Genomic DNA, 26,291 nt, shown 5'->3' on the forward strand with positions numbered 1-26,291 from the left:
CATGAACTTTTACCGCTTTACAGATATAAGTCTCCACCGGTTTTCCGGAACTCTTCGGATTTTTCCTGCATGCCTTGTTTCAGTGCGGCCTCATCTGCCAATTGTTTTTCCGCAGCATACTCTCGCACGTCCTGGGTAATTTTCATGGAACAAAAATGCGGGCCACACATGGAGCAAAAGTGGGCTAGCTTCGCTCCTTGCGCGGGGAGTGTGGCATCATGGAAATCCTTCGCCGTTTCCGGGTCAAGGGATAAATTGAATTGGTCCTGCCATCGAAATTCAAAGCGCGCCTGAGATAGGGCATTGTCCCTGTGTTGGGCTCCGGGATGGCCTTTGGCCAAATCTGCCGCATGTGCGGCGATTTTGTAAGCCATGACTCCGGCCTTCACGTCTTCTTTGTCCGGTAGGCCCAAATGTTCCTTGGGCGTGACGTAACACAGCATAGCGCATCCATACCAGCCGATCATCGCCGCGCCGATCGCCGAGGTGATGTGGTCGTAGCCTGGAGCGATATCCGTGGTGAGGGGGCCCAGGGTATAAAAGGGGGCTTCGTCACAGACGGAAAGCTGCTTGTCCATGTTTTCTTTAATGAGTTGCATGGGAACGTGTCCCGGACCTTCAATCATGACCTGCACATCATGCTTCCATGCAATATGGGTGAGTTCTCCCAAGGTTTCCAGTTCGGCGAATTGAGCCGCGTCGTTGGCGTCTGCCAAAGAACCAGGGCGCAGTCCGTCGCCTAAACTGAAGGATACATCATAGCTTTTCATAATCTCGCAGATTTCTTCAAAATGCGTATAGGCGAAGTTTTCCTGATGGTGAGCGAGGCACCATTTGGCATGGATAGATCCGCCTCGTGAGACGATGCCGGTCATGCGAGAGGCGGTCAGTGGGACATAGGCCAGGCGAACACCGGCGTGAATGGTGAAGTAGTCCACGCCTTGTTCGGCTTGTTCCACGAGAGTATCTCGAAAGATTTCCCAGGTAAGTTCCTCAGGTTTTCCTCCAACTTTTTCTAATGCTTGGTAGATGGGAACGGTCCCTATAGGTACTGGAGAATTTCGAATAATCCACTCACGAGTTTCGTGGATATTTTTCCCTGTGGAGAGGTCCATGACGGTGTCGCCACCCCATCGGATAGACCAAATCAATTTTTCAACTTCCTCTTCAATGGAAGAGGACACGGCAGAATTGCCGATGTTGGCGTTTATTTTAACTAAAAAATTGCGCCCGATGATCATAGGCTCAATTTCCGGATGATTAATATTGGCAGGAATAATGGCCCGTCCCCGGGCAATTTCATCACGAACAAACTCCGGGGTGATATAGGAAGGAGTGGACGCGCCCCAATTCTGGCCAGGATGTTGAGTCACCCCAAAGGTTTGTCCGGTCCCTTGTTGGGCGGATTGGTGTTCCTCTCGTGCCTGGTTCTCCCGTATGGCAATAAATTCCATTTCCGGTGTGACGATTCCCTTCCGAGCATAATGCAATTGGGTGACATTTCGACCTGATTTTGCCCGAAGGGGTGGGCGTTGCAAATGGAATCGGATGGCCTGTAAGGCGGGATCGTTGGCCCGGGTTCGTCCATACTGTGAACTGACCTCTTTTAAAGGTTCTACGTCTTGCCGTTCCGCAATCCAATCCTTTCTGAGGGGATGGAGACCTTTGCGCACATCAATGTGGAGAGCAGGATCCGTATAGGGTCCTGAGGTATCATAGACGATGACAGAAGGGTTCTGAACTTCAGTGTGGTCTTGAGGACTATGACTTGGGGTTTGATGAATCTCGCGCATAGGGACTCGTACATCTGGCCTCGAGCCGGTTCGATATATTTTTTGTGAGCCCGGAAATGGTTGAATCGATAAGGAGGAAAGAGGAATACGGGGCTCCTCAGAAACGACGCGCAATGCGGGTGTTGGTGGGCTAGTGGTTGTGGCTTGGGGTGGTGTCATGCAAACCCTCTCTTTCTGGGGTTAGGAATTGATCCAGGGAGCTGACTCCAAAATACAAAAGCCGCCCCTTTTTTTGCTAAAGAGTGCGGCTGCTCGTGCGGGCTTTCGTGTCTCCTGCTTCCCTACGCTGGTATTATCCAGGTCAGGTCGTGAGGGTCGTCCCCGCTTTTGGGACTCTCAGCTTGTCGCACCCCTAGCAAACTCATGGTAAGTCTCGTTCTGTTTGTTTGTCAAACAGTGCCAGTCCCCTATTCCCTCAAAGAGAAGTAATGTCAACCTCCATCTCTAAGTTTCTTGTACACTGCGGTTATATCCTCGATTCCCAATCGAATGTCCAAATTGGCCTGACAAAACTCTATGCCACGACCACCAAGTTCTCTTCCATGGTCAGGCAGTGTCAGGATCTGTGCTACTGCCGCAGATAAACCAGCAACACTTTTATTGGGTACTAAAATCCCGTGACCAACCGTTTTTAAAAGCTCGGTTTCACAGCCCGTATCAAACCCTATGATGGGTAAGCCCATAGCCATGGCTTTATAGGTTGAAAGATTGGTCTCCTCAAAAATCATGGTACGAAGAAACATTGTGGCGGCTGCGTAATAAGGTAGGAGGTCATCCTGATAGCCAACGAGATGCATATGGGTATAAGTGCCTAAATCTTTTGCACGGTTTTCTAGTTCTGCACGTTGCTTCCCATCGCCAACCAAAAGCCAATAGAGCTTAGGAAACTGTTGTACAAGGCTGGAAAGAGCTTCCAAGGCATATATGTGCCCTTTAGAGGAGTCCAGGCGACCGACAGAAAGTGCAATAAAAGCATCTGAAGGCAAATGATAATTTTCTCTGATTGTCTTATGGAATTGTTCCCGTTTATGTCGAATCTTGTTGATTTCTTCAAGGTCAAGAATCCCGCGAAGAGGAACAATTTTGGAATTGGGAATGCCTACTGCATGCAGTTCATCCTGACAGCGGGAGGCAGCAGTGAAGAAACAATCGAATAAGCCATGAAAACGGGCATACAGTCTTGGAACCCAGGGTTTTCCTTCATCCACCATTTGGGAAAAGAGTGACGGAACCAGATGAACCACTGGGCGCCGCAACAGGACTTTTAATGGCACGCCAATGGTTAAGGCATAAGTTGTATGTACATTAATAATGTCCGGGCGAAACCAGATTAAGGCTTTACAGACATGCCATATTGTTGAAATGTACCGGCCAAGAAACCAAGTCAGGGACCAACGATCTAAAAGTTTTAAGATACGGCGTTTAGGAACTTGGCCATAGGCACCCTTCTCTCGCAGAAGATCTGCCGTTATCCATTTTCCTTTATCAGGCGAAAAGCTAATGACTAAGTGTTTGACCTTATCCGGTGGGGTCAAGCGCACAATATCCCAGAGCAATCTTGTTGTGCCATAGCCGGTTATTCTATCAATCAGATGGAGCACTCGGACCGGCGTATCATCCTTGATCTTTTTGTTCACTTTTCCATCCCCGTCTGCTTCCGAAGAGGTCTCGTTGAAATAGGGCACTAAATTACTGCCTTCGTTTTTTAATGCATGCTTATTCGCCTGATATGGAAATTTGTTAGATAGGTCCATGAAATTAGGGTTAGACCAAATTGGTACATTAAAATTGGTACATTAAGACCCCAAGCAAAGTACGAGATTCCAAGAGACTCTGTAATTGGGTAAAACCGACGGCTTAGACTCTCGCTGTATTTCATCATGTTAAATTTCTTTTTTGGAAAATTTAACCATCTGCAAAGTAATCATTTCAGCAATTATTTTATGGGCGAGTTCATTTGGGTGTGTATCAACGAGAGTCGGGGGTTCACCACGCCAATGGTTGTAGTGTCGTTGGAAACTTTTTTCATCGATGGTTGGCAGCCGGTTTAGTAACTCACTGTGCGCATCTATTACTACCGCATTCCTCGGGAAAAGATCTTTTGAAATTGGGACAGGAAGATGATTTTCTCCCAGTATTACTATGATCATCCTGGCGTTATTTTGTTCTGCCATGTTGGCGATTTCTTTATATGCGTCTTGTATGACCGCCGAGCGATTTTTTGTGGGACCATTTGTCAATCTCAAAAATTTTGCGAGAGTGTATTTTGTCATATTGAAATCATCGTGAAGTAGGAGAGGAAAGCCGATATTCACCGAAAAAAGAAAAAAATCAGAAACTCCTTTTTGGGTATTTCGATAGTTGTCGATAGGTAAGTCAAATACCTTGGTTTGAAAGACGGCGGGTGCTATCCCTAGGGCGCTTTCTCCAAAATAGCAGGGGTTAGGGAGCTTTCCGTAATACGAAGGCGCAAAGGGTTGGATTGCTCGTTTCACAAGCCAGGGCGAATATTGAACAATGACATAGTCAGGCTTATGGCGAGGAATCAATAGTTTCGCCATTAACACCATTTGTGAAAGGCCGTAACTACAAACACCAGCATTCTTTGTCGATACGCCGAAATCGGCGCCAATCAGGTAGGGAAAGGTATTTTCAGCATGAGTGGCAGCTCCATACGTGAAGGAGCATCCTAAGGTGAGCGCAAATGGATGGTTGTTTGTGGTCTTTAACTTTTCATCCACTGGAATTCTAAATCCGTCCTTGTCATATCGTACCGGAATGTCAGGGCCTAAAGGCATTATTTCCCAGCCATGGGAATTGGGAATAGGTGCATATCCAAGTTCTTTATGAGCTTGATGGACTTGTCCGCTCCAATCACGCTGATCGGATTTAACGTAGTTATAGAATTGGACTGTTCTAAACGTTGTGTACGCAAGATAGGTTAATACGAGGGTAGTGATCGGGATAAGCAATAGAACTATATGAAAAAATATACTTTTCTTCGTGGAAGGTTTCTGCTTGGACATCACCAATACCCCAGCTTCAAGAGGCAATCTCCATGGATCTCACTAACTTTCGGTAACTGGTAAACGGACACCGCTTTTTGGCAATTGATCAATGGTAGTTTTTCCAAATGTGGATTCCGCTCCCCAATGTTTGAGTACCTTTAAACTGTAATTCCTTCGGTTCCCCATGCCCCCCGCTCGCCAAGTATTGGGTTTTTTAGATTTATCCCTCAAGGCAGAGGTAGACCACACCTACAATTGAACCCAGAAATGGTAATAATGCTGAAGCGATTCCAGTTTGTACCCAAACCTTTCATAAAATTTACAGGCTCGTATATTGTTTTTCTGGGTAACCACTTCTGAAGTATGTATACCATTTGATATCAGCCATTCATGTAGAGTCTTCATCAACAATGAGCCGATTCCTTGACCTTGAACTTTTTTTTGAACCCCCATCAAGCCAACTTTTCCAATGCCATTTTTGACAGACCCGGTCACCATTCCAAGACAATCTTCCATATTTGCGGAATTCTTCACGATAAACACCACATCGGCAATTTCATGTAAAGTGCTTCGGTTAATCCAAATATGGTACATGCCTGCAAATTTTTCCTTCGAAATACATGGATCGTCGTGAAATCTAGAATGGCCGCCTGCGATCAACGCAAGAGTTTTTAACTGCTGATTGGCCTGCGATCGAGGGAATTCAATTACTTCAAACGAATGACTTGGGTTCTTAATCTCGCCGAAGGTGAATTCGGTACTCAGCTTCCGTTGATAGGTAACTTTTCTGTCTACCAGGGAACCTGAAAAACTTTGAAGAAGAGGCAAAGGGATCATTCTGTCGGGGCAAGTGGCCCAATAAATCAAGTGGTAGCCCTGTTCTTTTGCATAAGACAGAATGTTCTCAAGTTCAGAGTTCGTTAATGCTGGAGAAATAATCTGCCCAACGGAAATCTCAAAATGTTGAGAGTCCCAGGGTAGTGGCACAAGAACCGTTAAAAGATTATTCTTAATTTATCTCTTCTCTCTTTGTGCAAGTGTTCTACTAGGTAGAACCTCCTCGCCACTATTGGACAAATCTGAGCGCTGGAGGTTCCTCTCGGTTTAGCTTTATTTTCCCTTTCACGGTTTCTAGCCCTTCGGTTATACATTTTATGATGTATTCCTGCTCTTTTTCAGTCATTTCGTAATAGAATGGCAAACGAAGCAGTCGACCGCTCAATTGTTCTGTGATTGGGAAATCGCCCTCGATATATCCAAACTTTTTCCCCATTGGCGAACTGTGCAGTGGAACAAAATGAAAAACCGCCAAAATGTTCTGTTGCCTTAAGTACCCCATGAGGGCATCTCTTGTTTCTATATCTGAAAGAAGAATGTAAAACATATGAAAATTACTCTTGCAATCTCCTGGTATGGTAGGGAGACTCAATAGACCTTGAATTTCAAGGGGTCGCAGGAGCATCCGGTACCGTTTAAAAATTCCCCTTCTGCGCTCTGCAATCGAGTCCAACATCTCCAATTGGGCATAAAGGAATGCACAGACGATTTCACTGGGCACATATGACGATCCAATGTCGACCCATGTGTACTTATCAACTTCCCCGCGAAAAAATTCGCTCCGGTTGGTTCCCTTGTCTCGAATGATTTCTGCCCGCCTTATCATTCCGGGATCGTTGATGCAAAGTGCGCCCCCCTCACCACAGATATAATTTTTGGTCTCATGGAAACTATAGGTTCCGAGATGCCCAATAGTTCCGAGTGCCCGGTTTTTATAATACGCCCCCACTCCTTGCGCCGCATCTTCTATGACCAAGAGTGCATGTTTCTTTGCAATCGCCATAATGTGGTCCATTTCGCACGCGATTCCGGCATAATGAACTGGCAAAATGGCTTTTGTTTTTGGAGTAATCGCTTCTTCTATTCGATTTTCATCCAGATTCAGTGTGTCAGGCCTGATATCGACAAATACCGGTTTGGCGCCCAACCGAACAATCGCATTGGCGGTCGAGACGAAAGTATAGGAGGGGAGAATGACCTCATCACCGGGTCCAAGGTTACAAAGCATTGCGGCCATTTCCAGGGCTGCCGTGCAGGAAGGTGTCATAAGCACTTTGTGAACGCCGAACTGTTTTTCAAACAGTTCAGAACATTTTTTAGTGAAATACCCATCACCAGCCAAATTTCCAAACGTCACCGCCTGCGCAATATAATAAAGCTCCTTTCCCGCAATGAACGGTTTATTGAAGGGGATGATCTTTTCCATCTTTCTTTCTCCATTTGTTGGAAAATACCTTTCTATGCGTCAACGGCAGAGGTCTCTTGCCTGAAATTAGAATTTCGTGCCTCACACCGTTCTGAAAATACTTGGCGTAATCACCCTTGGAGGGTGTTACTCCCAATGAGTCGTTGCCCCAAACCTTTTTGCCGGTTCACCTCTTCGAAACACCTACGGTACATACCCTGCTTAAGTTGCATGATTTCGACAAAGTTTGGTTACCTTTACAGAGAATTTTTGGCACCTCTATCAAGCCAGGCAAGCCCACAACCAAGCATTTCTATGTAGGGTTGTTGCCGATCTAAGTCGTTGGCTCACAGCAGGGATATCTCATCTCCTTACGGCTGAAGGCTTTAGCTATCGGGAATTCTGGCTACCTGATTACCCAAAGGGTATAAATCTGGGAATCTGGGATTGTGTAATGAGAGCGGGGCGGTGACGGCTTTCTTCCGGGAAAAATTTTCATCCCAGGGCATTAGATTTTAACATCCATTCTGGAATCTAACGGTGCCATGGTCCCCCCTCGAACAACTCGGTCCAACTTTTTCTAAGGACCCGACAAATTACCCGTTGTCCTCAAAAAAACAGAATAAGTACTTAATCGTTGTCAAAAAAATCGGCCACCACTGAGGAAGGAGCATGCTCTTTTCTTGAAGTTTACCTGAAAGGCACACTAATGGGAATTCCCAATTTTTCTTCATCCCCTGGCAATACCAATACCTCAAGGATTTCATTGGGAGATTCGATATACCCGGTATATTGTTGATTTCGGCCTGTATCAGCCTCGACAGAGGCAATTAGCTTATTGTCCGATCCAAGGTTGCAGGGTTTTTCCCTCAACAATGGACAAATTCTTTCGGGTTTCCAAATCCAGGGATAACGCCAAGCCTAAATATGAGGCAATGCCATGAAGATACAGAGCGCTGGAAGTGGGAGTGGTAGGCGCATCGGGACATTTTTTAGCCGTGGAGTAAATGGTGTTTCAGAACTTATTAACGGGACTTTGTTAATAAAAAATGACGGAAATCTTAGGCTGTAGAAGTAAGGCTGGTGGAAACATACCCGATATAAGAAAAGGCCTATTGGTTGAACTTGAATTGGGCATCATCCTTAATCCGAAATTGTACAGGTGGGGGAATGTAATGAACGTTTTGTCAGTCGGCTATTCCGGCAATTTATGCTAATAGAAGATAACAGATTCTCCTGGACTGCTCCTTCATCAACAGGCCCATGCGGATTTTGAACTTAGTTGTTCTGTATTGATTCCAGTGCAGGCTCTTTTTGTGCACCATTGCTCGGATAGCGAAGAGTGGGATTGATATGTCTCGGTGGCAAAACCGATTCCCCAGGGAAAAGGCAGAGAGGTATCTGTGTGTATAGCACCAAAGGGAAAACGCATTTAGAAAAGGATTAACAGACCGTCTTTTTGATTTATCGGGCTTAATAAAACACTGGAAGTCGAGCCTTCTGTAGTCCCCGCAGGCACGGAAGTCGATTGTCGGCAGGTGGATTGTTGTGGAGCAGCTCATATAGTAGCTATTTAAGGAGAATTCCTTTCATAGGTGCCTACAGATTTGGTAAGCTTAATTTCTGTTCCTTGATTTCGTTAAATTGGTAGTTAGTATCAGAAAATACAGCCATCTTTGAACAAAAAAACTCGAAAACGTCTTTGGAAATAATTATGCCCACTATTACAGAATTTCCTATTACTGACTACCAAACTCTTCCGGATCAGGAATTGTTTGATCGAATTGTCGACGCAAAAGCCATATTAGGTCGGAAAGTATTGCTATTGGGACACAACTATCAACGGGATGATGTAATCATCCATGCCGATTTTCGAGGCGATTCTCTTCTCTTGGCCAAGTATGCGGCTGAGCACCCTGAATTTCCTCATGTGGTGTTTTGTGGGGTGCATTTCATGGCTGAAACAGCCGACATTCTCAGTCGTTCCAATCAAACGGTCATTCTGCCCGATATGGCTGCTGGCTGCTCAATGGCGGATATGGCTTCCATGGAACAGGTGGATGATTGTTGGGAGCGGCTCGCCCGGGTGTTGCCTGTTGAGGAGACCGTGACCCCCATCGTGTATGTGAATTCAGCTGCTTCTCTCAAAGCCTTTTGCGGAGAACATGGTGGGGTGACCTGCACTTCTTCAAACGCCAAAGCCATTATGAACTGGGCCTGGGAGAGACGGGAGAAAATTCTTTTCTTCCCGGATGAGCATTTAGGGCGGAACACCGCGAATGCGATGGGATTTCCCCCTGAGGAGATGATCGTCTGGGATCCCTTTCAACCCAATGGCGGGCATACTCGCGAAACCATACACAAGGCTCGTCTGATTCTCTGGAAGGGGCATTGTAGTGTGCATCAGATGTTCCAACCGGCACACGTTAGCTATTTCCGAAAGCAGTATCCTAATGTTCGGGTTATTGTGCATCCTGAATGTCATGAGGATGTGGTCAATCAGGCAGACCTGGTGGGATCGACGGAATTTATTATTCGGACGGTGACTCAGGCCGATCCAGGAACAATTTGGGCGGTGGGAACCGAACTGAATCTGGTGAATCGGTTGAAACAAGATCAAGCCGATAAGCAAGTCTTTTTCCTTTCCCCAATGGTGTGTCGCTGTTCGACGATGTATAGAATTGATGGGCCTCATTTATGTTGGGCCATGGAAAATCTCGTGCAGGGTCATGTGGTTAATCACATCCAAGTTCCTGACGAGGAGAAAGTGTTTGCCAAGTTGGCTTTGGACCGCATGATGGATTTGAGCTGAATACCTTTCTTCTGTGGTTCCCCCCCTTCCCTTATTTGTTGCGCTTTCATATCAATAACACGGTTGTTTTCCATTGATGTGTTGTCGCGATATGACTGAAGGGTTATGTTTGACGGGTTTGGGAGGCATGGCTAGAATGGCCTTGAGTTTATCCCACTATTCTTGAGAATTTCCCCATGGACTACAAAGCGACATTGAACCTTCCCCGGACTGAGTTTCCGATGAAGGCCAATCTGCCACAAAAGGAACCGGAGCGATTAGCCTGGTGGGAGCGGGAGCGGGTGTACGACCGTATTCAGGAGGCCAGAAATGGCAGCCACCGTTATATCCTTCATGATGGCCCTCCCTATGCCAATGGGCATATTCATATCGGGCATGGGCTGAATAAAATTCTCAAAGACATCATTATTAAATCGAAAACCATGGCGGGGTTCCAGGCTCCCTATATCCCTGGATGGGATTGTCACGGGTTGCCGATTGAACATCAGGTGACCAAGCAGCTCGGTCCCAAGAAAAAAGATCTGAGTGCGGTGGAACTCCGGAAGCTCTGTCGCGAGTATGCGGAGAAATTTGTTGAGATCCAACGAGACGAGTTTCGCCGGTTAGGGGTATTCGGGGATTGGGAGCATCCGTATCTGACGATGGATCATGCCTATGAGGCCGCGATTGTTCGAGAGTTTGGAAAGTTTGTGGAAAAGGGTCGCGTCTATAAGGGATTGAAGCCGGTGTTGTGGTGTACCGTGGATCAAACGGCGCTGGCTGAAGCCGAAGTGGAATATGAGAATCATCTCTCACCGTCGGTATATGTGAAATTTCCCTTTACGGTCCTGCCGGCTGAAATGGGTTCCGACCAACGATTGGGTCTGCCAACCGTCAAAAAGTTGAAAGCCGTTTCGGCCGTCATTTGGACAACGACCCCTTGGACCCTTCCCGCGAACCAAGCCATTTGCCTCCATCCGGATTTTGACTATGCCGTTCTTCAAGCTGGAGAAGAGGCTTTTATCGTGGCTCTTGGATTGGTAGACGCATTTGCCAAGGCCTGTAAGATTGAGAAATTTGAGGTATTAGGAAAAAAGAAAGGAAAAGAATTCGAAGGGTGGACGTGTCATCCTCCATTTGCCAAGAAGGAGATCCCTATCCTCAATGGAGATTTTGTCACCTTGGAGCAAGGGACCGGGTGTGTCCATATTGCTCCTGGACATGGGATGGACGACTATCTTTTAGTTCTGAAATATAACAAACCCCCTTATGTCGAAATGCTTCCTGATCGGAAGCCATTGGAAATCCTGGTGCCGGTCAACAATGCAGGACGGTTTACGGATGATTTTCCTGAGTTTGCAGGACAACCCGTTTTGGAGGCGAATCCCGGGATTGTGGAAGTCTTGAATGCTAGGAAGTTGTTAGTTGGTGAAAAAAGGCTTGAACATACTTATCCTCATTGTTGGCGCTGTAAGCAACCGGTCATCTTTCGGGCTACACACCAATGGTTTGTGTCCATGGAGGAAGCCGATCTTCGCCAAAAAGCCCTGAAAGAAATTGATAAAGTCCAATGGATTCCAGAGCGGGGACGAGATCGTATTTACGGGATGATTTTGAACCGTCCGGATTGGTGCTTATCTCGTCAGCGAATGTGGGGGACGCCCATTCCTGTGTTTTCTTGCCAAGGCTGTTCCACCTCATTAACTGATTCCAAAGTGATCGAGCATATCAGTGTTCAAATGCAGGAGAGTGGGGCCGACATTTGGTTTAGTCGATCCGCCCAGGAATTACTTCCCCAGGGAACCACATGTGTGCAATGCGGCCATGGGTCGTTTAAGAAAGAACATGATATTTTAGATGTCTGGTTTGAATCGGGGGTGAGTCATGCGGCGGTGTTGAGGCCTCAAGGTGAAGGCTGGTATCCCGCAGACTTATACCTTGAAGGTTCCGATCAACATAGGGGATGGTTCCACAGTTCGCTTTTGACATCGGTGACGACGGATGAGCAAGCACCCTATCGGGCCGTCTTGACGCATGGGTTTGTTTTGGATGGGGAAGGCAAGAAAATGTCGAAATCGGCAGGCAATGTCGTGACCCCACAGGAAATTATCAAAGAGTCTGGTGCGGAAATTCTGCGACTATGGGTGGCCTCGCAGGATTATCAGGAAGATCTGCGTATCTCAAAAGAGATTTTAAAACAATTGACGGATGCGTATAGAAAAGTACGCAATACCTGCCGGTTCCTCCTGAGTAATCTGTATGATTTTGAGCCGGGCGTTCATTCCGTGCCCCATGCCGATTTGCCGGAACTGGATCAATGGGCCCTCTGGCGGCTAGGGCAACTGATCGACAACGTGAAAAAGGGATATGCCCAATTTCAGTTTCGCCAGGTCGTGCACGAATTGGATTATTTTTGTTCTACGGATATGAGCGCGACCTATTTGGATATCTTGAAGGACCGTTTATATACCTTTCCAGCAAATTCGCTACTTCGGCGTGGTTCTCAGACGGTTTTGTTTGAAATCGTGTCCTCCTTAGCAACGCTCATGGCTCCGATCCTGAGTTTTACTGCTGAAGAAATCTGGCAGGTTCTACCAGAATTCACGGTAGAAGGATCTAAGCCGATGAGTGTGCATTTGGCCGACTTCCCGAGATCCCCCACAGTCTTTCAAAACCCACAGCTCCATACGACGTGGGCCTACTTGTTCCAAGTCCGGAGTAAGGTGCAATTCGCTTTAGAAAAATCAAGACGAGACAAGGTGATTGGTTCTTCCCTGGATGCCACCGTAATCTTGCATGCGACTCAACCAAATTCTGCGTTGCTCGAAGGGTATCTCACCGATCTGCCGGCATTATTTATTGTCTCGTGTGTGAAGGTGGAAGCGGTTGGGTCACTGCCTGGAGGGGAATTGGTGGATGCGAGCCTGGGTTTAACGATAGAAATCGTCAAAGCTGAAGGTACCAAATGTGATCGATGTTGGAATATCCGCCAGGATGTGGGTTCACAGACTCAACATCCGACGCTTTGCGGTCGATGCGTGGAGGCGTTGCGATGAGCGGGGGCATTCATCGGTTTGTGTTGTTAGGCCTCGTCGTCGCGTCCATCATAAGCCTTGACCAGGTTACCAAGTATTATATTGCCAGTTCGATGTATCTTCATGAATCCATCCCCATTATTCCGGGATATTTTTCTTTGACCTACATCAGGAATCCTGGCGCCGCATTTGGGATCATGGGCACAACCAGCAGCGGGTTTAGGCTCATTTTCTTTTTCCTGACTTCCCTCTTTGCCATGGGATTATTAATCACCATCTTCTTACGGCTGGAACCTCACGATTGGTGGGGGCAAATGACCATCGCGTCTATTTTTGGGGGTGCGATTGGAAATTTTATCGATCGCCTGCAATATGGAGAGGTCATCGATTTTTTAGATTTCTATATCAATGGCTACCATTGGCCCGCTTTCAATGTGGCCGATTCGGCGATTAGTGTGGGGGTGTGCTCTCTTCTCCTGCTGTTTGCCTTTGAAAAACGGAAACCCAACTTGACCCCTCAAGAAAATCCTCCTCTTTAATCTTCCGGATTATCTGCAGTTGCGAGTCACGTGTGTACCCGCTTATTTTGCTCTCATCATATGATGTTCATGTGTAAGTATGGAGGGTGAAGATGTTTCCGAGCACTGCCTATTCGCGACCAAATGGGGTTGGCCTGTCTATTTTTTGGATAGTGTTGTTGCTCAGTGTTTCGGCAAGTTTCGGTGAAGGGTTGCAGTTACCGGTTAATACCTGCCCCTCTGAAGGGAAGCCCATTCACATTCATGTGCATGGAATCAAAAGCGCTGCAGGATCCCTAAAGGCAGTCCTGTATGGACCAGATCCAGAGAGTTTTTTAGTCAAGGGAGCCAGGGCTGATAAAGAACGGGAACCTGCCCAAAAAGGTTCTATGACCATGTGTTTGGCTGCACCGATAGAAGGAAAATATGCCGTGGTTGTTTATCATGATGAAAACGACAATCATAAATTTGACCGTAATCTGATTGGCTTGCCTACCGAAGGGTTTGGCGTGTCGAAAAATCCCTCGTTATTTTTAGCCGCTCCGAATTTTGAAGAATCCTCGTTCGAGGTGATTGGGGAAGTGACCCATGTGGATGTTGACATGAAATATTAGTGCCATATCATCACCGTTGCCTGGGCATGTAAACGCATTCAGCCACTTGGATTGTTGCTATAGGGATAGACAGGTAAACTGGAGATGTGGTCACAGAATCTTCGACGTCATTTGATTGTCTGCCAGCTGGCTATTTTGCCTATTGGCTGGAACCTTCAAGGGGATATCCTTCCTGGCCATGATGATGCTCTCTTACCGGATAGAAGTGTCGTGAGATTGGTTTCCGGCAACCATATTGATTTGCTATGAGGAGCGGGGCTGGATATGACGAGAAGCCTTATTTTTCTCATACCGCTTTTATAAAGGGGGGTCCAAGTCCGTTACGATGATGGTGCATATCGAAAGGTGTTCCGCACGTGGTCCTATGAATATCACGCCTCTTTTAACGTAGCCATTTGAAGGGATATTAGTGCGCCGACATGAGTCGGAGATACTTTTCCGCGATCCTGCCTACTTCGAACTCCGTAGCGCGGGCACGCAACTGTTCCTGGCCAAGTGGATGGTCAAGGACTTCGAGAATAGCTTCGGCCAGCGCTTTGTCATCACCGACCGGTACCAATGGTCCAAAGGCCCCCTTTTGAAGAATCTCGGTAGGACCGCTCGGGCAGTCCGTGCTGACAATCGGGCATCCACATGCTAGCGCTTCGATCAGCACATTCGGACAACCTTCCCATGCTGACGAGAGCACAAATACCGAAGCTCTGGCCATAAAGGCGAAGGGATTGTCGACAAATCCTGGCATGGAAATATCTTGGGTTAGGGCCAAGGTTTCAGCCAGCTCTTCAAGCTCATTCCGCATCCTTCCCTCCCCGAGGATCACCAGTCGGGCTGGACGCACAGAACGAACTCGTCCAAAGGCCTTTATGAGACACGCGAAGTCCTTTTGTGGCACATGTCTCCCTACACCTAGGATGACCGGTAGAGTATCTGCTGGAAACCACGGATGGTCAACCGGGATGCGGGCTTTTTCTTGTACCTGGGTGAGGGCCACCGGATTGAAAATCGTCGTAATACGATCACGTTGGATTCCCGTTAACGAGGACACATCTTCCGCGACGCCATCCGCCACGGTCGCGATTTCATCTGCCCATGGGTATACGCGTTGTAAGAGAGGTGCAAGAAAACGCCAACGCCACTTTTTTGATGTCTTGATGATGGGAGACAAGCTGGTTTGTTCGTTGATCACAATGCGAGTTTTGCCACCTGCAAGGCGTGCGGCTAACAAGGCTATGAGGTTCGCAGGAGTTTTGGCCGTGAGCATCGTATCTGGTTTCTCATGCCGTAAATATTCAACCAGATCCGGGAGATATCCGATAGTTTTGGGAGGATGAGACGATAGCAAGATCGGGAGGAGCATTGACCATAAAGCCCCAAAATCAGCTGACACGGCATGGAAGCATCCCCGCCATTTTGTCCCCCCCTTGAGCCCGATGACCTGAACCTTCGGGGAAATGCTGTCCAGATAGGGACCTGAGACCTGACATAAGATCAGGTCCACTCTGTGATTGCGATCGGCAAAGGCCTCTGAGAGATAGACCATAGCCCTTGCGACGCCGCCCCCGGCTAGAGATGGTAAAAATATCGCAAGATGTTTACGGTCTGGTGGTTCACTTTCTATATTTATCGATTGACTCGGGAGTGGGGCGAAATCCGAGGAATTCGTCGTCATCATATGATTAAAGGTCGCTTGAGACTTAATTGAATAGATACTGGGCTGATCAGGTGAGAACGTGTTCTCGTATGGTATTGCCGAGGCTTTTGCGCAGGGGGGAGTGAACATAATATTTCAGGGCTTTCCACCCCATGCCGTTCCAGGCCGCCCAACAGGTCCGTATCCACTTTTCGCGGACCGCTTGTGCAATTGCGCGCTGCGAATACCGGTGTGTCTGCAAATTGGCTTCTTGAAGTTTTAGTAACCAATTTTCCGCCCATTGAAGGTAATCATCGTCCGGCGTAAATTGGGATTTTCGCATGCGAGACAACGTCAAATGCGGACCGAGATCTTCCTCGGTGAAAGGCACCCCCAAGACGTTGAGTTGATGGCGGATGATTGCCCGCTTTTTTTCATCACCCAGCTCCACTGTTTGACTGGTAATTTGATCGGCGTGTATACGGCCGTAAACCAGGCACTCAGGGAGGTTGGCGAGTTTATATTTTTGGGCCAGTCTCACGTGGAGGTCATAATCCTGACAGCGTGGGTAGTCATTTCGATACCCATATTCCCGCAAAATTTCAGTGCGAGCCATTATCGATCGGTTACTCAGGGAACATCGAAACAACAGTTGAATGTCGACGTCCTCGGGTAAAATGGGCTGTCGCTTGATCCGTTTTAATGGCCGACCTTGTTCGTCCATCATGCGGCACCAGCTTCCTACTTGGGCATAATCAGGATGGGCATCCAGAAAGTTGACCTGTTTCTCCAGTCGTGTGGGAAACGCCTGATCGTCGCTATCTAACATGGCGATAAATTCACCACGAGCCTGTTCAATGCCTTTATTGCGGGTCTTGGGAATCCCGAGATTGTGTTCATTCTGGATGATGCGCACACGAGGATCGTGATATGAACGCATGATTTCACTGGTACGGTCTTTCGAACCATCATCTATCAGGAGTATTTCGAAATTGGTAAACGTTTGTGCCAAAATACTTTCAATGGCGTCTCCAATATATTTTTCGCGGTTATAAGCCGGGATAAATACGGTAACTTTTGGGTTGTTAAGCATCGTCGTCTGACCGGAATGTTTCAGTTATCCCGGAGGAGTTCTCAATTCATGCGCTATTGGAGCTAAAATTAGATAAGATATTGACTCTTTTTTAAAAAAAGTTCATAACACATCTCCTGAAAGTTCACGTGCCGATAGGGTAATCGGAGCTTCTCAGGCAGGCGGTAGTAACGCATTCTTCTCTAGGGGTATCAAATCATATCCGATGTATCCCCTGTTTTCCAAATTTTTGGTTTTTTGACACCACCGGTTTAACCCAGACACTCTTCAACACAATGTCTTTTCAATTACAGGTCAAACAACGATCGCCCTTTTTCTTGAAGCGAGCCCGATATTTTTTATCTCGGCTTTTTGGAGTTCGCTTGCAAAAGGACAAAAGCCTGCATTTTGTGACAATCAATGGGCAGCAATTTAAGCGATTGGTTTTTTGTGATTCTTCCCTGGCTGTTGAAATTGAGCGGAATCTTGAGTGCTTCGGGGGGGCCGGGATCTTCCCAAATATGGTGATTCGTTATGAGCGGGAAATCTGGGTGGAGTTTGTTCAAGGGCCTCTCATCAAAGAGGTTGATGACTCACTCGTTGAAAAAGTGGCCATGTTTTATAATCGTTTATACTCTGAAGCTCCCCGGTTGGTGGAAACGAATACGACCATGTTCCCTGATCGCCTGGATCGGGATCTGCATTTTCTCAATCAGATTGGGATTCTTTCGAATGGATTGTTGGGGGAGCTCAGAAAATCCGTGGATGTCCTGCAGCCTACACACTGTTGGATCGGGTTCGATTATACCGACCCCGTTAAGAAAAACTTTGTCCTCAATCCCAAGACCCATTTGCTGTGTGCTGTCGATGTGGAAGGCCTCGTCAGCGAGCATCTCATAGGCATGGGTGCTGCCAAAGCCTTGGTGCGATGGCTGAATCCCTTCAAAAACGAGTTTCTCCGATTGTTGGCGAGTAAGGGCGCGCCGGATATTCAAGCCTATTATGGATTTATCGAATTGTGTTTTCTCGCCCAGTGGACGAAACGGGCATTTTTTGAACGAGATTGGAAAGCCATAAAGCCCGACTATTTCGAAGGGTATCGGGGACTGTAAGAGTATCGGCAATGAGGGTTGGAACGTATTGAGAAAATCAGTACCCCTTAGGGCCTTTTCCAAAGACCCGCTGGATTCGGTCAGCCAGCGAGAGCCGATTGATGACGACAATGAACACCTTTCGCATGTGCCCTTCCGGGCATTGAACGGGGCGGACCCCATGCCAGGATTTATCCAATCGTTGAAATAACAGACTGAAATTCCCAATGGCTGTTGAAGCCAACGATTGTGGGAAATCTTCAAAGCTGGGAGCGCTTTTTCGGCTAAATTTCCCTTGATCGTCGAGAATAACGGTCTCGCCACCCCAGGCGGGGTCCCAATCCTCTTTCGTATTAAAGTAGAAAATGTGAGACCCAAGTTTATGTTTGGCATCACAATGTGGAGAAACAGAGCATCCATTGGGGGTATAGTGCCAATGGAAATTCAATTCAAGGGACTTGACCCCAAATAATCGTTTTAAAAAATTCAAATAGGGTTTTCCCTGAAGCTCGGCTAGAAATTGATTCCAATGAGGAGAGAGAGGTAAGCCAGGGCGATACTCTAATGTGTAGCGATCATGGCTTTGTTGCCCATGAGCCCGTTTGACCCCAAAACGCTTTTGAAACATGGAGACATTCGGAAGGGTCTCAACCAGGCCTTGATAACCTGCATCCGTCAGGAGATCCGCGGGATTCATCCACGGATAGGGCTTGGCTTCCTGAAAGGATTGGGCTGAAATAGCTTCTAGGGCGGCAAAGTTTAAATACGTCATAACCACAAACGATCAATAATGAACTTAGGGGAGGCAATATTTTAACAACTTTTGTGTGCAATCCTTCAATTTCGGCTTCCATCTCATATAGGAGTAGCTGACAAGATTGCCTTTGGCGTCAAATTTACAGACCAAGGGTTCTCCGGTTCTAATCGTGATTTGTTTGATACTGGCTTCATCGAGATGGAGAAGAAATTGTAGCAAACTTCGGATACTATTGTTGTGTGCAACCAGCAGAATCCTTTTTTCCTCTTTAAGCAGGGGAGCAATGTCTTTCTCCCAGCAAGGAATGAGCCGGCGTTGGGTGTCCTGGAGGCTTTCTGTCAAAGGAAGGTCCTGAGAATTCAAACCTGCATATAAGGGATCCAGGCCTGGAAATCGATGATCCTGAGGAGAAAGGGCCGGTGGAACCGCGGAAAAGTGTCGCTGCCATATCAGGACTTGTTTCGCACCAAACTGTGTTGATGCTTCCCACCAGGTCATTCCTTGGAGAGCGCCGTAATGACGTTCATTCAGTCGCCAACTCTTCCGCACCGGGACAGAGGTTAAATCCATATTCTTAAGTACAATGGTTGCCGTTTCATGCGCTCTGCTTAAAACGGAGGAGAAACACAGGTCAAACATCATTCTTTTCCCCTTAAGAATGTGGGCTGCCCGCTGAGCTTCAATGACACCTTTTGGGCTTAACCCGATATCGGTCCAGCCTGTAAACCGTTTTTCGCGGTTCCATAGGCTTTCCCCATGGCGTAAAAGGACGAGCGTTCCCATTTCGTTAGCAGGAAAGTTTGTTCCTTGATGTTTTGATTGACAGGTAATCGCTTTGCAGGATTAATAGCGAAAGGCATTGAATATACAATCTTCGGATGCAATCCTAAGAATACCATAGGTTTTCCCGAGAATGAATAAGGATTTTCAAAAAGGGGCATTCTGTGTCACGGGGAGCTAATGGGAATGATTGACAGAACGGGTATTTTCAGGAATCATGAGTCGCTTTCCCTAATGCCCATGGGCAGGGGTCGTTCATTGGCATCCATGGAAGATGAATGAAGCCTAAGCTATACAGCCAAATTCTCCATTTTTCCGCACGGAATCGTATTTATGCCTCTATCCTCTGAAAATACGGATATGGTCAGGCAGCCGATTCGTCAGAATCGGCTTTATAAGGTACTGCATAAAAATCTGAGAATTCCCCCGTGGGTGGTTCGACCATTTTACCGCGCGCTGAAAATCACCGGTAGCCCCACTCAATATCGTTTGAGAAATCGATTGGCCAGAGAAATTATTGCGATCACTAAGCCCGTGATGACCATTCCAGACAGAGCCGGATACCGGCTGTTTGGGCCTGACGATATTGAAGGAACCGATCGCATTGTCAGGTATTGTGAAGCAGTGTATCAGCAATCACGAGCGGATTTTCCCCCGGAATATTTTCAAAAACATCCTCATAAGAAATTTCTGTTCCCGATTCTTGAAGGTGCCGAATTCTGCCGCCATCCGGAATTGCTCAGGTTTATGGTGTCCCGCCCTATTCTTGATGCCGCAGCCGCGTATCTGGGAACGGTACCGAAGTTAACCGGAGCCCGGCTCTGTTGGTCACCTGAAAATGAAACGGCTCGCTCCAGCCAGCTCTTCCACTTTGATTATGAAGATCTCAGACAGGTCAAAGTATTTATGAATATCTTTGAAACGAAGGAGGACCAGGGGCCGCTGACCTTTCTTCCCGCCGATATATCCCATCAGGTGCAGAGAGCGATCGGGCGTGTGCTTGGTCGTGTGCAGGACGAACGAATTTATGAGGGAGGGGGAAGAAACCATGAGGTGAAGTTGATCGGACCGCCAGGCTCAGGGGCGTTCCTGGACACGTCCCGCTGTCTTCACTATGGGAGCCGGTGTAACCGACGAGATCGCGTGGTCCTGATCATCCAATTTCTTAATTGCTTTTCCGCGTTCCGACCAACGGCTCCATTCACTGTGCCTTCCGACCTTCCTGGATTTAAGCCGGACCTTGTTCAGAAGCTGGCCTTAGGGATCCATTAATCAGATCGGTTTCCGTATGACATATGCGGCTGCATCATTGCCTAGGAGTACAACTGAACCCTAATTTTGATGGCTCAACTCTCAGAGATAAAAAATTTTTGAGATAATGGCTTAGCTTAACACCTATGGGCTTAATCCGGTTCTGCCAAGCACTAAGGACAAACCTCCCCCTTGTAGGGAGAATGAAATGGTCCCGCGGAGAAAGGATCCTGTTAGGAGGCAATGGAGAATTTTGATGCGCAGGGAGGGACCATCCCAGAAAGCCTGAAATTTAAGCATGTTGTACGGTAGGGTCTGATCCCAAGCCTTTTACTTTGATTGGTCTTTTTCTCGGCTGCCTCCAGTATTCCGACCATTTTGTTATGTCCTCGTTGCTTAGCCTCTGATAACGCTGTATCTATTGGCCCAAGCCCCTTATTCAATGATCCGCCCAATTGGCCTATTTGTATTGTTGGGTCCGCACCAGATGCCAATAAAAGCTGGACGACTTCTTTATTTCCATTCCAAGCGGCGACAATTAAAGCCGTCGTCCCATCATTGGCTTGATGGTTAACCTTTGCCCCTGCGGAGAGCAATAATTCACTTGTTTGCGGATCCTTAATAATTGCAGAAAACATAAGAGACCTATAGCCGTACCCTGGTTCGGTTTCATTGGGATCGGCACCGGCATTGAGTAAGTATTTCAAAATTGTAGGATCACAACCATTTCCACTAGCATTAAATATGGAGGCCAACCAAAGCCCATTGTTGGTTTTAAACTTATTGGCAACATTTTCCCCTTTTCCCAATATCCAAGCCCTCCCATATCACCAACGCCTATCAATGTCCCAGCTACAGTTTCCTACGACAATTGCTCCATTTTCTCTTACCTTGCATTTTCTTTCTGTAAAATTCCGGGAAAAATGTATGGATCTGCAAGTCAGAAGTTGAGATGAATAGTTAAACATTCATATGATGCCAGGATGATTTTCAAACGCAGAGTTAAAATGCACATAGGTTTATGGTTGGCTTTCCTGTTAGGACTTTATGGATGTGGTGGAGGGAACCCCAAAGTCCAATTATCTCTTAAAGACGTGGCTCAACTGAAAAGCGCCTCTCACGTTTATATCGTGGACTATCCATCACCGGAGTTTGCATGGTGGATCATGCCTTATTCACTGCCGTTCACCGGAGTAGTTAATCTCAATCTAGAAAAAGTTGAAAAATGGCTGGAACTCCCATCTCCCTTAGAACTTATAGATCCCACCCGCACACTCAGGAATCAAATCATGGCGACGTTAGAAGATAATTATCACTTCACCAATCTTGCTCTGCCCCAAGGGGGTTCGCTGGATGAAAATCTGATGGACCTGAGGAAAAACTTGAGAGAAGGAAAAGTCATCGCTATACAAACGTATTTTTGGGATCTTGTTCCTACCGGATCTGAAAACGGTGATTTCCTTCCTCCCAAAAAAATGCCGTATCAATTTCAATACTCAGGGATTATCCGGTTTATTGACCTTGACGGCCCGTATGTCATTCGTCAGCGTGAATGCCATTATCCACCAGAAAGTACAAATATGGGGGGATGGTTACGCCCGAAAGAATACGGCTCATTTTCTTTGGAAAGGCCAACTTGGGTAAATTCCATGCATGTCCCTGAATTAATTGACCAAAAAGGCGCCAAAATACAAGCCCAAATTCATAAAGCTGTGACTCATTGTCTTCAAGAATTTCAGAAATTGTTCCCCTAGCCAGCTTTCAGTTTATTCCCCTATCTGGTTATTTCCCAAAAACCTACCTTAATTCCAGCTTCTCCGACTGAATCCGTCAAGCCACCAGGCAGTGTTATTGCTAGAGGAGCGAGCTCACCCAACCCATTTCCATCCGGAGCATTCCAAGAAGGTGAAGAATAATTAGAATAGGGAGTTTTTGGCATACCTCCACCAAAAGGCAAACCAAGGGAAGTGATAAAAGCGGTTGTGAAAGGAGATGTGATTGCCCCTTCTATCCCTGCTTTTGATGCCCCACCAATAATTGATCGGAAATTTCCTCTTCCTCCTGCATAAGCTTCCGTCGCTCCTTTGCCTGCCCCAAGAATGGCTCCAGAGATAGCCGTGCCTGCGGCAAATGCGTCTAACGTACCAAGGGATGGAAAAATAACCCCGCCTGCAGGATTGAGTAATCCGAACTTATCGAGTGTTCCTCCGGAAAAACCGCCAACAATGGCCCCGGTTGCAGTTCCAAACAAGACCCCCTTACTGATATCACCCTCATTTCTGCCGGCACTGAGACCCCCAGCTGCTCCTAGGCTTAACCCCCCAGCCAGGGCCCCATTAATGACAGGGCCCGCTGTGCATGGTGCACAGGCTATACTTGCTGCGGCCGTGCCAATAATTATTTCTCCCGCCAAAACATACCGTCCGCTTTTCGACTGCGTTAATAATCCGGTCCCAAGAATGCCGGACTGAATAGGTGAGAGGAAAGGGACAGGAACTATCCCAACCTGAATGCCAAAGCTGAGTGCGGTGAATCCCGGACTGCCTAGTGTGTTTTTCAATTTTCGGATGGCCTTTTTAAAGGCGTTTGTGATGGATTTGATCCCGAATCGTCCCGTGGGATCATTAAAAAGAATGGGGTTGTTATTCCCATAGGTGTATCGATTGAAATCTTGAGGGTTGCCCGGATTCGGCACAATCGTATCGGCTGATATAAATCGCCCGAGAACAGCGTCATAATAGCGGGCTTCGTAGAAGTAAAGTCCTGTGCTGCCATCCAATTCCTTACCTGTATATTTATAGGCCACGTTGGCCGTACCGGCGTTCGTGAACGTATCCCCATAGGGATAATACACCAGGTCTTCTTCCTTTACTCCGCTACCATGGGTCTGTTGAAAAAAGCCGCCAGCGGCGTTCTCGCCATTTTTCCGTACTCACGTATTCCGCATACGCTCCGCGCGTAAAAATGGTTGCGGCCTTGCTGGACGGACTTTTTTGAACCGACCCGCAGCCTTTGATGGGTCACCTCATCCTGGGCAAAATTGCACGTGAACATCCTCATTATTCAACACTCCCACCATTGGTGAGCACGCTCGTCGAACCTAAATGATCGGGATGGAAGTAACTGGTTGACCCGCTACCCACCTGTTTGATGGCGATCCTTTGTCCGCCCGCAAAGATCATCTTGGCGCAGGCGGTGCCACCGCACACGTAGAGCTTCCCGATATACGTTGTGGTTTGGGTGCCGACGGTCTTTGTGACCCGCCCGCCATCTCCATCATAGACAATCGTGGTGGTGGGGCCTGGCACCCACCAGGCGCCTTGGCCGTTGGCACTCTGGATGCTGACCCCATTCATCAACCAGGCATAGGTTGTGGGGGTTGTGAGGCCGGCAGTGGAATTCTGCCATAGTAAATCCTTCTTTCCATCGCCATCCACATCCCCAACCCCCTTAATGACCCACTCCATCCCTGCGACCCCAGGCTGACCTGTTTGTTGCACGCTGGTGCCGCTCATGAGCCACACAGATACCGAGCCGTCGGTGTGGCGCCACGACTGTCATAGCGGATCTCGGAGAGCGCGATCTTAGAGTCGGGGCCGGTGTTTCGGGTTTTCATGGTGCGGACCAATCCATCAAAATATGGCCAGGTCGACAAACTCAGCAATGTGCTGGTGAAGACATGTTGCGTGTCGACTGTGCCAAAGTTATTATTGGTGGTAATGGTCCACGACCACGTTGGGATCGTGGCATGTTTTTATTTTGTCCATTCAACCCAATATCCATCGCCACCCCATTTACTCCCTAATATATGCTCGAAATTACATGACTGAGTGGATTGGAGACGGTGATGGCAAAAGTTTGGCTGCCATCATAGGCTTTGGTCGTTGTATTGGCACGGGGATTGATTCATGGTGCAAATAACGTTGCCATAGCTATCATAGGCCATGCGGGTTTTCCGGACTACTCCCCCCGAAAGCCATTGGATCACACGAGTTAATTTCCCTTAAATGGGTTGTTGATTTGAGGCCGCGGCGCTGCAACTTGTCGTGCCAGCGTAATAAAGGCCCGTACGGGCCGCCACGGCCGTGTCAAACTCTCATCCATAGTTTCCGTAGTGTGAAGCCGCAATACCCAGGCCGAGGTGTTAGGTAAAAAGGTGCGTGTTACCTTACCGGCATCGGCAGAAGAACCGGTATCACCATACTGATCCTCTCGCGTAACACTGGGGTAGCTGTCGAAGGTGAAATCCGTGCGGATATACTTTACTGTAATTCGTGCCATCACAGATGGTATTTATCACCGAACAAGGCGGTGTGAAAATGGAACCTGGGCATTGTCATCGGCTTGATAGATGGTGGACTCCGAATAGAAATTTCATGCTCCATCAGTAACTCTCGTGCGATAGCAATATCGTAAGAATGATAGATCTCATTTTAGAATAACGAAGAGGCGACGGCTTATGGCTCAATCTTTACCATTGAATTTTCGTGTGTCACGTGAGGAAATTTACTCCGCGTTTGAACCATTCGTTCATCGACGTTTTCGCAGAAGCGATATGCGTTGGAAGCGTAGAGTGTTTCGATCTTGGCGGAAAAAATTTCTTGAATTTTGGCAACACAAAATTTTCAAGCGTTTGAACACCTCCTTTGGGGGGCGGCAATATAAAGTGAAAAGTACATACGAGGACTTTTGGGGTTCTACCGAGACCGGCGCGCACCTGAGCACGAAGGGGAAGGCTACCCCGTGTTTGTGGGGAGAGGATCGGATGTTAGCCAGAGGAATCGGGACCAAACGTGTACACCTTCTCTTGTTGAAACGGGCTCTTGAGGCCGTGCAACCCGAAAGCGTTCTTGAGGTTGGGAGTGGCTATGGCATTAATCTATTTGTTCTGTCCGGGTATTTTCCTGCCATACGGTTCTCCGGTTTGGAATTGACCCGACAGGGGGCCTTGGCAGCAAAAAAGATCGGAACAATGTCCTGTCTTTCTCAGGATATCGTCGATTTTGCCCCTGATCAAATTATAGATCAAAGTGCAAATAGGCGGATCAATTTTTATCAGGGAAGTGCCAAGAATTTGCCGTTTGCGGATAACAGTTTCGATGTGGTCTATACCGTGCTGGCCTTAGAAGCCATGGAGGAAATTCGCCATCAGGCTCTTCAGGAATTGGCCAAGGTCGCCAGGAAATATGTTATCATGATCGAACCTTTTTCTGATTTCAATGAGAAAGGCATTCGATATCTCTATCATACCAGCCACCAATATTTTCGTGGGAGAGTTGACGAATTGCGCCAGGATGGTCTCGAGCCCCATCTTGTGTATTCCGATATTCCCCACAAGATTCGCCTATGGCCTGCAATGGTCATTGCCAGTCCCATATCATAATTCCACGATCTTGAACCCGATCGACTTCCGTATGGCATCTGTGCCTACATTATTGCCTAGGAGTACATCGAAACCTTAATTGTGATGGCACAATCTTCGGAGATAGAAAACTGTTTAGATAGCGGCTTAGATTAACCTCTATGGGCCGAATTCCGGCACTGCCAAGCAATGGCAAACCGCAGCATGATGGGCAGAATGAAAAGGTCAGGCGTTGAAAGGACTCCACTAAGAAAAGGATGGAAAAATTGAATCGCCAGGACGGGCCATTCATCTTTGATCGCCTAAATTTTAAACATGTTGCATAACAAGATCTGGTCCCAAGCCTT

General features: G+C 47.4%; 20 protein-coding genes and 1 riboswitch. Of the genes, 8 read left to right on the forward strand and 12 right to left on the reverse strand.

Translation table 11 applies throughout. The features are described 5' to 3' along the window. Positions 1–17 precede the first annotated feature (17 nt). From thiC to rffA, 5 genes are all read right to left on the reverse strand, one after another. The gene (thiC, locus tag PJI16_09975; GenBank protein ID MDT3777882.1) at positions 18–1,952 is read right to left on the reverse strand and encodes a phosphomethylpyrimidine synthase ThiC; all 1,935 of its coding nucleotides are present in this window, start codon (positions 1,950–1,952) and stop codon (positions 18–20) included. Positions 1,953–2,054: 102 nt separating this feature from the next. Continuing rightward, a riboswitch (TPP riboswitch) is annotated at positions 2,055–2,157 on the reverse strand. Between the two features lie 67 nt (positions 2,158–2,224). Next, complete coding sequence (locus tag PJI16_09980) at positions 2,225–3,547, reverse strand: glycosyltransferase family 4 protein (GenBank protein MDT3777883.1); 1,323 nt, start codon at positions 3,545–3,547, stop codon at positions 2,225–2,227. A gap of 129 nt (positions 3,548–3,676) precedes the next feature. Continuing rightward, a complete protein-coding gene (locus PJI16_09985; protein MDT3777884.1) occupies positions 3,677–4,819 on the reverse strand; it encodes a hypothetical protein in 1,143 nt (380 codons plus the stop codon). A 231-nt stretch (positions 4,820–5,050) separates the two neighbouring features. Beyond that, on the reverse strand, positions 5,051–5,788 hold the full coding sequence (locus tag PJI16_09990; GenBank protein MDT3777885.1) for a GNAT family N-acetyltransferase: 738 nt from the start codon (positions 5,786–5,788) through the stop codon (positions 5,051–5,053). A gap of 79 nt (positions 5,789–5,867) precedes the next feature. Continuing rightward, positions 5,868–7,064, reverse strand: a complete 1,197-nt coding sequence (gene rffA / locus PJI16_09995; GenBank protein ID MDT3777886.1) for a dTDP-4-amino-4,6-dideoxygalactose transaminase — start codon at positions 7,062–7,064, stop codon at positions 5,868–5,870. Between the two features lie 1,693 nt (positions 7,065–8,757). Here rffA and nadA point away from each other — a divergent pair. The 4 genes from nadA (at position 8,758) to PJI16_10015 (ending at position 14,001) form a co-directional block, all read left to right on the forward strand. Then, a complete protein-coding gene (gene nadA, locus PJI16_10000; protein MDT3777887.1) occupies positions 8,758–9,855 on the forward strand; it encodes a quinolinate synthase NadA in 1,098 nt (365 codons plus the stop codon). Positions 9,856–10,031: 176 nt separating this feature from the next. Next, the gene (gene ileS, locus PJI16_10005; protein ID MDT3777888.1) at positions 10,032–12,890 is read left to right on the forward strand and encodes an isoleucine--tRNA ligase; all 2,859 of its coding nucleotides are present in this window, start codon (positions 10,032–10,034) and stop codon (positions 12,888–12,890) included. Next, positions 12,887–13,408: a signal peptidase II gene (gene lspA, locus PJI16_10010; GenBank protein MDT3777889.1), complete on the forward strand. Its 522-nt coding sequence runs from the start codon at positions 12,887–12,889 to the stop codon at positions 13,406–13,408. Before ileS ends, lspA begins: the two co-directional genes overlap by 4 nt. Positions 13,409–13,500: 92 nt before the next feature. Next, entirely contained in the window at positions 13,501–14,001 is a 501-nt protein-coding gene (locus PJI16_10015; GenBank protein ID MDT3777890.1) for a DUF2141 domain-containing protein, read from the forward strand. Positions 14,002–14,407: 406 nt separating this feature from the next. Here PJI16_10015 and PJI16_10020 read toward each other — a convergent pair whose 3' ends face one another. Continuing rightward, positions 14,408–15,673 (reverse strand): glycosyltransferase, encoded by a 1,266-nt coding sequence (locus PJI16_10020; protein ID MDT3777891.1) that lies wholly within the window; start codon positions 15,671–15,673, stop codon positions 14,408–14,410. A 46-nt stretch (positions 15,674–15,719) separates the two neighbouring features. Next, positions 15,720–16,724 carry a glycosyltransferase family A protein gene (locus PJI16_10025; GenBank protein MDT3777892.1) on the reverse strand — a complete coding sequence of 335 codons (1,005 nt, stop codon included), beginning with the start codon at positions 16,722–16,724 and terminating at the stop codon, positions 15,720–15,722. 362 nt (positions 16,725–17,086) lie between these two features. On the opposite strand from PJI16_10025, the gene PJI16_10030 reads away from it, so the two are divergent. Then, a complete protein-coding gene (locus tag PJI16_10030; GenBank protein MDT3777893.1) occupies positions 17,087–17,815 on the forward strand; it encodes a hypothetical protein in 729 nt (242 codons plus the stop codon). A 37-nt stretch (positions 17,816–17,852) separates the two neighbouring features. Here PJI16_10030 and PJI16_10035 read toward each other — a convergent pair whose 3' ends face one another. Further along, positions 17,853–18,566: a 2OG-Fe(II) oxygenase gene (locus tag PJI16_10035; GenBank protein MDT3777894.1), complete on the reverse strand. Its 714-nt coding sequence runs from the start codon at positions 18,564–18,566 to the stop codon at positions 17,853–17,855. A gap of 24 nt (positions 18,567–18,590) precedes the next feature. Next, positions 18,591–19,334, reverse strand: a complete 744-nt coding sequence (locus PJI16_10040; GenBank protein ID MDT3777895.1) for a 2,3-bisphosphoglycerate-dependent phosphoglycerate mutase — start codon at positions 19,332–19,334, stop codon at positions 18,591–18,593. A 330-nt stretch (positions 19,335–19,664) separates the two neighbouring features. Between PJI16_10040 and PJI16_10045 the strand changes: the two genes are divergently transcribed. Then, positions 19,665–20,603 (forward strand): hypothetical protein, encoded by a 939-nt coding sequence (locus PJI16_10045; protein MDT3777896.1) that lies wholly within the window; start codon positions 19,665–19,667, stop codon positions 20,601–20,603. A gap of 212 nt (positions 20,604–20,815) precedes the next feature. On the opposite strand, the gene PJI16_10050 is transcribed toward PJI16_10045, so the two are convergent. Next, complete coding sequence (locus PJI16_10050) at positions 20,816–21,391, reverse strand: ankyrin repeat domain-containing protein (GenBank protein ID MDT3777897.1); 576 nt, start codon at positions 21,389–21,391, stop codon at positions 20,816–20,818. A 174-nt stretch (positions 21,392–21,565) separates the two neighbouring features. On the opposite strand from PJI16_10050, the gene PJI16_10055 reads away from it, so the two are divergent. Next, complete coding sequence (locus tag PJI16_10055) at positions 21,566–22,336, forward strand: hypothetical protein (protein ID MDT3777898.1); 771 nt, start codon at positions 21,566–21,568, stop codon at positions 22,334–22,336. A 20-nt stretch (positions 22,337–22,356) separates the two neighbouring features. Here PJI16_10055 and PJI16_10060 read toward each other — a convergent pair whose 3' ends face one another. Next, on the reverse strand, positions 22,357–23,436 hold the full coding sequence (locus PJI16_10060) for an RHS repeat-associated core domain-containing protein (protein ID MDT3777899.1): 1,080 nt from the start codon (positions 23,434–23,436) through the stop codon (positions 22,357–22,359). 205 nt (positions 23,437–23,641) lie between these two features. Continuing rightward, the gene (locus PJI16_10065; GenBank protein ID MDT3777900.1) at positions 23,642–24,097 is read right to left on the reverse strand and encodes a hypothetical protein; all 456 of its coding nucleotides are present in this window, start codon (positions 24,095–24,097) and stop codon (positions 23,642–23,644) included. A gap of 1,151 nt (positions 24,098–25,248) precedes the next feature. On the opposite strand from PJI16_10065, the gene PJI16_10070 reads away from it, so the two are divergent. Next, the gene (locus tag PJI16_10070; protein ID MDT3777901.1) at positions 25,249–25,965 is read left to right on the forward strand and encodes a class I SAM-dependent methyltransferase; all 717 of its coding nucleotides are present in this window, start codon (positions 25,249–25,251) and stop codon (positions 25,963–25,965) included. The last annotated feature ends 326 nt before the right edge of the window (positions 25,966–26,291 follow it).

The organism is Nitrospira sp. MA-1, assembly GCA_032139905.1.
Taxonomy (GTDB): Bacteria; Nitrospirota; Nitrospiria; order Nitrospirales; family UBA8639; genus Nitrospira_E.